This is a genomic window from Microcoleus sp. N9_A1, from assembly GCF_036701795.1.
Taxonomy (GTDB): domain Bacteria; phylum Cyanobacteriota; class Cyanobacteriia; order Cyanobacteriales; family Microcoleaceae; genus Microcoleus.
Genome location: NZ_JAUBRI010000032.1, coordinates 71,004 through 77,003 on the forward strand (window position 1 = coordinate 71,004; position 6,000 = coordinate 77,003).

At 46.2% G+C, this 6,000-nt stretch carries 4 protein-coding genes; 1 reads left to right on the top strand and 3 read right to left on the bottom strand.

What is annotated here, in order from left to right; all coding sequences use genetic code 11:
- Positions 1-357: 357 nt before the first annotated feature.
- The 3 genes from cysW to QUA58_RS16505 form a co-directional block, all read right to left on the bottom strand.
- Positions 358-1,236 carry a sulfate ABC transporter permease subunit CysW gene (gene cysW / locus QUA58_RS16495; RefSeq protein ID WP_333255383.1) on the bottom strand — a complete coding sequence of 293 codons (879 nt, stop codon included), beginning with the start codon at positions 1,234-1,236 and terminating at the stop codon, positions 358-360.
- Positions 1,226-2,086, bottom strand: a complete 861-nt coding sequence (gene cysT / locus QUA58_RS16500) for a sulfate ABC transporter permease subunit CysT (RefSeq protein ID WP_333255385.1) — start codon at positions 2,084-2,086, stop codon at positions 1,226-1,228. The genes cysW and cysT overlap by 11 nt, the downstream gene beginning before the upstream one ends.
- Before the next feature lie 92 nt (positions 2,087-2,178).
- Complete coding sequence (locus QUA58_RS16505) at positions 2,179-3,321, bottom strand: sulfate ABC transporter substrate-binding protein (RefSeq protein ID WP_333394895.1); 1,143 nt, start codon at positions 3,319-3,321, stop codon at positions 2,179-2,181.
- 365 nt (positions 3,322-3,686) lie between these two features.
- On the opposite strand from QUA58_RS16505, the gene QUA58_RS16510 reads away from it, so the two are divergent.
- Positions 3,687-5,843 carry a WD40 domain-containing protein gene (locus QUA58_RS16510; protein WP_333255389.1) on the top strand — a complete coding sequence of 719 codons (2,157 nt, stop codon included), beginning with the start codon at positions 3,687-3,689 and terminating at the stop codon, positions 5,841-5,843.
- Positions 5,844-6,000 lie beyond the last annotated feature (157 nt).

Below are 6,000 nucleotides of genomic sequence, written 5' to 3' on the forward strand. Positions count from 1 at the left end.
TTTCTGTTTACATTTTGCACCAATATAGCTCTTCAGAACTATCGCTGGCGGGGGCATTTTTTTAGTCTTTAGGTATCACGAACAAGCTATTGGTGAAGCGAGCAACTACAGTAGTTTGACAGTGCCGTATCTTAGTTTCACTGTTTATAGCCTTTCTCAGAAAGATGAGGTACTATCCGGGATAGGGCATAGGGTATATGGCATAGGGCATAGGGCATACCTCACTTTTGTGAGAACCGCTATAATCCATTTGCCAGATTCAAAAACCAGGTTTTTTGGATATTGGTGCGCAAGTTATCTAGACCAATGACAACTGACAACTGACAACTGACATGACAACTGACAACTGACAACTGACTATTCCTCAACTTCCTTAATGCTAGTTTTTCGTTCCAAAATCTCCTTAAGTACAAGGGTAACAACTCCTAAAAGACCTAGAACTACCGCCGCTGAAAATGCGGCTTGCGTCGCGTACTGCTTGTAAGCATCCTCTACAAACAAAGGCAAAGTTTGCGTTTTTTTAGCAATATTTCCCGACACCACAGAGACGGCTCCAAATTCTCCCATTGCTCTAGCATTCGTCAAAATTACTCCGTAAAGTAATCCCCAGCGAATACTCGGAAGCGTGACATTCCAGAAAATTTGCCAGTCATTTGCTCCCAAAGTTTTCGCAGCCTCTTCTTGATCTGTCCCCACTTCTTCCAAAACAGGAATTACTTCGCGGGCCACAAAAGGCAAGGTAACAAAAGCAGTAGCCAGCACCATTCCAGGGAAGGCAAAAATAACCTTGATATTGGCAGCCTCCAGCCACGGCCCGAACCATCCCACCCGACCGTAAAGCAGTACAATCATTAAACCTGCAACTACGGGAGATATGGCAAACGGCACGTCTAAAATGCTGATTAATAGCGTGCGCCCCCGAAATTTATTGCGGCCAATTACCCAGGCTGCACACAAACCGAAGACTGTATTTACAGGCACGACAATCAGAGAAATCACCAGGGTAAGTTGCGCTGCGTGCAGAAAATCTGGCGAGGTTAAGTTAGACAAAAATGGCTCAAATCCCTTTCTGAAAGCTTGGTAAAAAACGTTGAGCATGGGGATGAATAAGACGAGAGCAAGATAGCCGCTCGCAATTCCGATTAAAGTTGGTTTTACCCAGGCTTTCTCTTTACTCCGACTAGAACCACCGGGCGGAAACTTGTAATCAGCGGGTGAATTTATATTAGCCGTCATAGCGTCTTCTCCATGCTTGTAATAGATTTATTGCGAACAGCATTGTCAGCGAAATAGCTAACAGGATAGTGCCGATAACTGTTGCTCCTGCATAGTCATACTGTTCCAACCTTTGGAAAATTAAAACCGGGGCGATTAAATCTTTGAAGGGTATGTTAGAAGCTACAATCACAGTAGAGCCATACTCGCCAACCGCTCGCGAAAATCCGAGGGCAACCCCGGTTAAAATAGACGGCAACAGCGGCGGTAAAACTACTCGCCAGAAGGTTTGAAATTGAGAAGCACCCAAGCACCAAGCTGCTTCTTCTATGTCTTTTTCCATTTCTTTTAAAACTGGCTGTACAGTCCGCACGATAAAGGGCAAGGAAATAAATATCATCGCTATTCCTACGCCCAAGCGAGTAAATGAGATCTTGATTCCCAAGGGTGCAAATAGCCCGCCGATCCAGCCGTTATCGCTGTAAACTGTGGCGAGAGTTAAACCGGCGACGGAGGTGGGCAGTGCAAAAGGTAAATCGACTGCTGCATCGACAACCCGTTTTAAGGGAAAGTCGTAGCGGACTAATACCCAGGCAATTAATGTGCCGAATACTCCGTTAATTAATGCTGCAATTAATGCCGTAAAGAAGGTGACATCGTAGGCGGAAAGGGCGATCGGGCTTGTGGCAATTTTCCAAAATTCGGCGGGGTTTGCTGTGCTGGCTTTCAGCAGCATTGCTGCAACTGGGAGCAATAGCATTAAGCTGAGGTAGCCTAGGGTGATTCCCCAAGGTAATGTGATTTTGCCGATCGCCCTTTTGATATTCTGAATAGGAGATTGAGGGTTGCTGGTAGGAGATGATACAGCCATAAGTGAATAGTTTTGAGTTGTCAAGAATAGTGAATCTTTTAGAGCCCCGACAACTTCGGGGAAGTCGGGGATCAGGGCATTCTATTTTTTTACTATCTAATTGAACCTTGGATTTTGTCAAAAACAGCTCCGTCATCGAAGAATTTCTGCTGAATATCTGCCCAACCTCCTAAGTCTTGAGCTGTAAATAGGGTTTTGATGGGGGCATATTTTTTGACAAATTCTGGTTCCGCCGCTACTGTCGCATCTACTGGGCGGAAGCCTACTTTGGCAAATTCTCGCTGAGCTTCTGGGGTGTAGAGAAACTTGACAAATGCTTCGGCGACTTCGCGAGTACCGTGTTTATCAACGTTTTTATCGACAATGGCAATCGGATTGTCGATCGACACATTGACTTCGGGAATACTATAAGTCGGTTTTTCGCCTTTCTCACCAGCCAGAATAATCTCGTTTTCGTAGTTAATTAAGGCGTCGCCTTGCCCTTGTTTGAAAAATACATCAGTGGCTTCGCGGGCATCTTTAGTCAGAATCGGGACGTTTTTGTAGACTTTGCTAGTAAAGTCTAATGCTTTGGTTTCGTCTCCTCCGGTTTTAACAACCGAGCCCCAAAGTGCGAGGAAATTCCAACGGGCAACGCCTGATGTTTTGGGATCGGCAGTAATCACTTTTACTCCGTCTTTGCTTAAATCTTCCCAGGTTTTGATGCCTTTGGGATTGCCTTCGCGGGTAACTATTGCTCCTACGGATTTGCTGACTATGCCTTCGTTGGGGACTTCTTTTTCCCACCCAGGTTGAATTAGTCCGGCTTTTTCGATTTTTGCGGTGTCGAGGGCGAGGGCTAGGTGTACGATATCTGCTTCTAAACCGTCAATTACGGCCCGAGTTTGGGAGCCGGAACCGCCGTAGCTTTGGTTGAAGGTGACGGTTTGGCCTTTTTCTTTTTGCCATTGTTCTACGAATTTGGGAATAATGGCTTCGTGGGCGGCTTTGGTGACGGCGAAGGATACTAGGGTTAATTCTACGTTGCCTTTGTTGGCTGCTGGGCTAGCACCGCCTGGAGTGGCTGCGGGATTGTTGGTGGTTCCCTGGCCGCAGGATGCAACGGCCAGACTTAAAGTTATTCCCACTAAAAATAGCGACACAAATCTTTTCAGCGCCGTAAATGATTGATTTGTGCTGGCTGGTGGCTGTTGTGGCCAGTGAAGGTGTTGAGTTAGGCGTTGCCACGGGATCATTATATTTGTTCCTCTAGTAAAAGTACGGTTATTAGGTCGGAATACCGTAATTAGGGTTGTGAAGTACGATTATAGACAAGAGCGAGTCAAAAGGCAACAAAAAAAACAAATTGGGGGAACTCAGGGTTGATCGCATATCCTGATGTCTTTTCCCTCGGTGCTTTCGAGCCAGATTTGGGGTAAAATGTAAAGTGTATAAATAGTATTATTGAGTTAAAGTGGTCAACTTGCGCGGCTGCACGATACGCCCTACGACTACCATCGGCCGATCGCCCAAATGTAATAGCCCTGCCAAGAGTCCCCGCCTCAGCGAGATATGCCTGACTCGCGCGATCGTCCTTAACTAAGAAAAAGTTTTAACTGGTATGTCCTTACCCCGCCCAGTCTCAGACACCCTAATTGAACTGTTGAAGCCTGTAGCCTCTGAATTGGGAGAAAGATTGGGAGCAAGCGCTGTCAACGAACGCTATGCAGAAATTGAGCCGTCTGGTTCTTCAGTTTTAAACCAGCAAATCAAAAAAGACCCCCGCTGGATTAAAGCACAAGTGAGATATTTGCAGCGGCAGCAGGCTAGAGAACAAGAATTAATCGCCGTCGCCGACGCAGAAGAATGGGTAAAGGAAGAACGCGCTAATCGAATTAAGGCACAAGAAGTAAGAGATAAACGGGCAATTAGTCGGCTTTGCCGCGACTTAATGCGGGAGTTTCAATCAGAAGCAATTCGAGTTAAGCTGAGCGAAATTCAAACTATTTGGGACAGGGACAACTGGTTTTCTAATTTGAGCAGGCAGGAAACTGAACAGATTTTGCAGCAGCAGCAGCACCGATTGCTGCTGTTAGTTGCTCCCGCAAAAATTAGCGAAGATTGCCCCGATTCGTTTCGCCACAATCTGAATATCGAGCTGCCGGCTAAGTTAAGAGCTTTTTTGAACCAGCACTACCCCCCCCAGGGAGATTTGTGCCCGGTTCAGTTTTACGGAGACTATTTCAAAAAATCGATTTCTGATATTGATGTGGAGCGGTTGCAGACTGTGTTGTCTCCCGTACCGACAGCTATACTGTACAGCGATATCAGCGATTATGAAGTTAATTTTCATGTTGGTTTTTGGGGAGTCATCAATCAGAGCGTTTCTCTAGTGGCGATGCAGCCTTGGAATTGGGAAGAGGTTTATCACCAGTTAGAAGCGCAGGGGAAAGACAAAAAGCTGAGCCTGCGGATTATTCGGCAAATAATTGTGACTATTCACAAGTTATTGGCGGCTTTTTTAGCTGATTTGTATTATTTAAATATCGATTTTACTCACGAACCTCAGTTATTTAAATTAGAGGCGGAATTTGCTCAGGAATGGTTTTCTAAAGATTGGGCCCAACCGTATATTGAAACTCTTAAAGAAATTCAGGAGCAGCAGCGAATAGTCTATAAGGGAGAGATGCGGCGGCTGGCGCTGCGAGAGGCGAAAGCTAGGGCGGAACGCCAGCGTTTGGAGGAGGCTGAACTCAAACGCAGACAGGAAGCTGAGGCGGTATCTAAGCGGGTGAAGGAATTAGCTCACAAATTAAAACATCAGAAATGGCGGTGTGTATATACGCTCCCGGGACATTCATCCTTTGTGAATTCTCTGGCGATTAGCCCTGACGGCAAAATTCTGGCTAGCGGCAGTTGGGATAAAACTATTAAGATTTGGAAGTTAGAAACAGGGGAATTAATTGGCACTCTGACGGGACATTCCGATCGCGTAAATTCTGTGGCTATTAGCTCGGACGGAAAAATGTTGGTCAGCGGCAGTTCGGACGAAACAATTAAGTTTTGGAATTTGTATAACGGTGATTTATTGTGTACTTTTCCGGGACATTCTATGGAGGTGAATTCGGTGGCGGTTAATCCGAAGAGCCAGCTAATTGCTAGCTGCGGTGGGGCTGATAATGCGATTAAGCTTTGGAATTTGCGGACTGGTGAGTTGCTACGGACTTTGAGGGGTCATGCTGACAATGTGAATGCGGTGGTTTTTAGCCCGGATGGTAAGATCTTGGCGAGCGGCAGTTCGGATGCGACGAGCAAGGTTTGGGATGTGGAAAGTGGCAAGTTACTGCGGACTCTTTCGGGTTTGAGTGTTGGGGTGAATTCTGTGGCGATCGCGCCGGATGGTCAGATTCTTGCTAGCGTCAGCAATGATTATACGATTAAGCTGCGGAATTTGCATACCGGCAGTTTGTTGCGGATTTTAAATACTAATTCTGGGAAGGGAAAGGGTGTAGCGAATTTAGGAACGAATGAGGCGCTGCATATTTTGCAGAATTATGTGAGTCGGGGCGATTCGGTTGCTATCAGTGGGGACGGTTTGACTTTGGCTAGCGGCTGCGATGATAATACGATTAATATTTGGAATTTGCAGACGGGGGAGTTGTTGAGCAGTCTGAAGGGACATTCGGGTACGGTGTACTCGGTGGCGATCGCACCTTCGGGCAATTTACTCGCCAGCGGCAGCGCGGATGAGACGATCAAGATTTGGCGCTGCGATTAGGCAGTCATTAGTCATTAGTCCGCAGTCAATAGTCAGTAGTCAGTAGTCTTATCGTGTTCGGTAAATTAACCACAATACTTGTAGATACTGTCTTGAACTGTCAAGGGGTAGCGAGTAAATAATTAGGGTCAAAAGGCTTTTGGGACTTTAAAATCCC

What these genes read in the sequence shown, in the direction of transcription:
- cysW (WP_333255383.1), bottom strand. Translation starts at nt 1,236, where the DNA reads ATGACGGCTAATATAAATTCACCCGCTGATTACAAGTTTCCGCCCGGT.
- cysT (WP_333255385.1), bottom strand. Translation starts at nt 2,086, where the DNA reads ATGGCTGTATCATCTCCTACCAGCAACCCTCAATCTCCTATTCAGAAT.
- QUA58_RS16505 (WP_333394895.1), bottom strand. Translation starts at nt 3,321, where the DNA reads ATGATCCCGTGGCAACGCCTAACTCAACACCTTCACTGGCCACAACAG.
- QUA58_RS16510 (WP_333255389.1), top strand. Translation starts at nt 3,687, where the DNA reads ATGTCCTTACCCCGCCCAGTCTCAGACACCCTAATTGAACTGTTGAAG.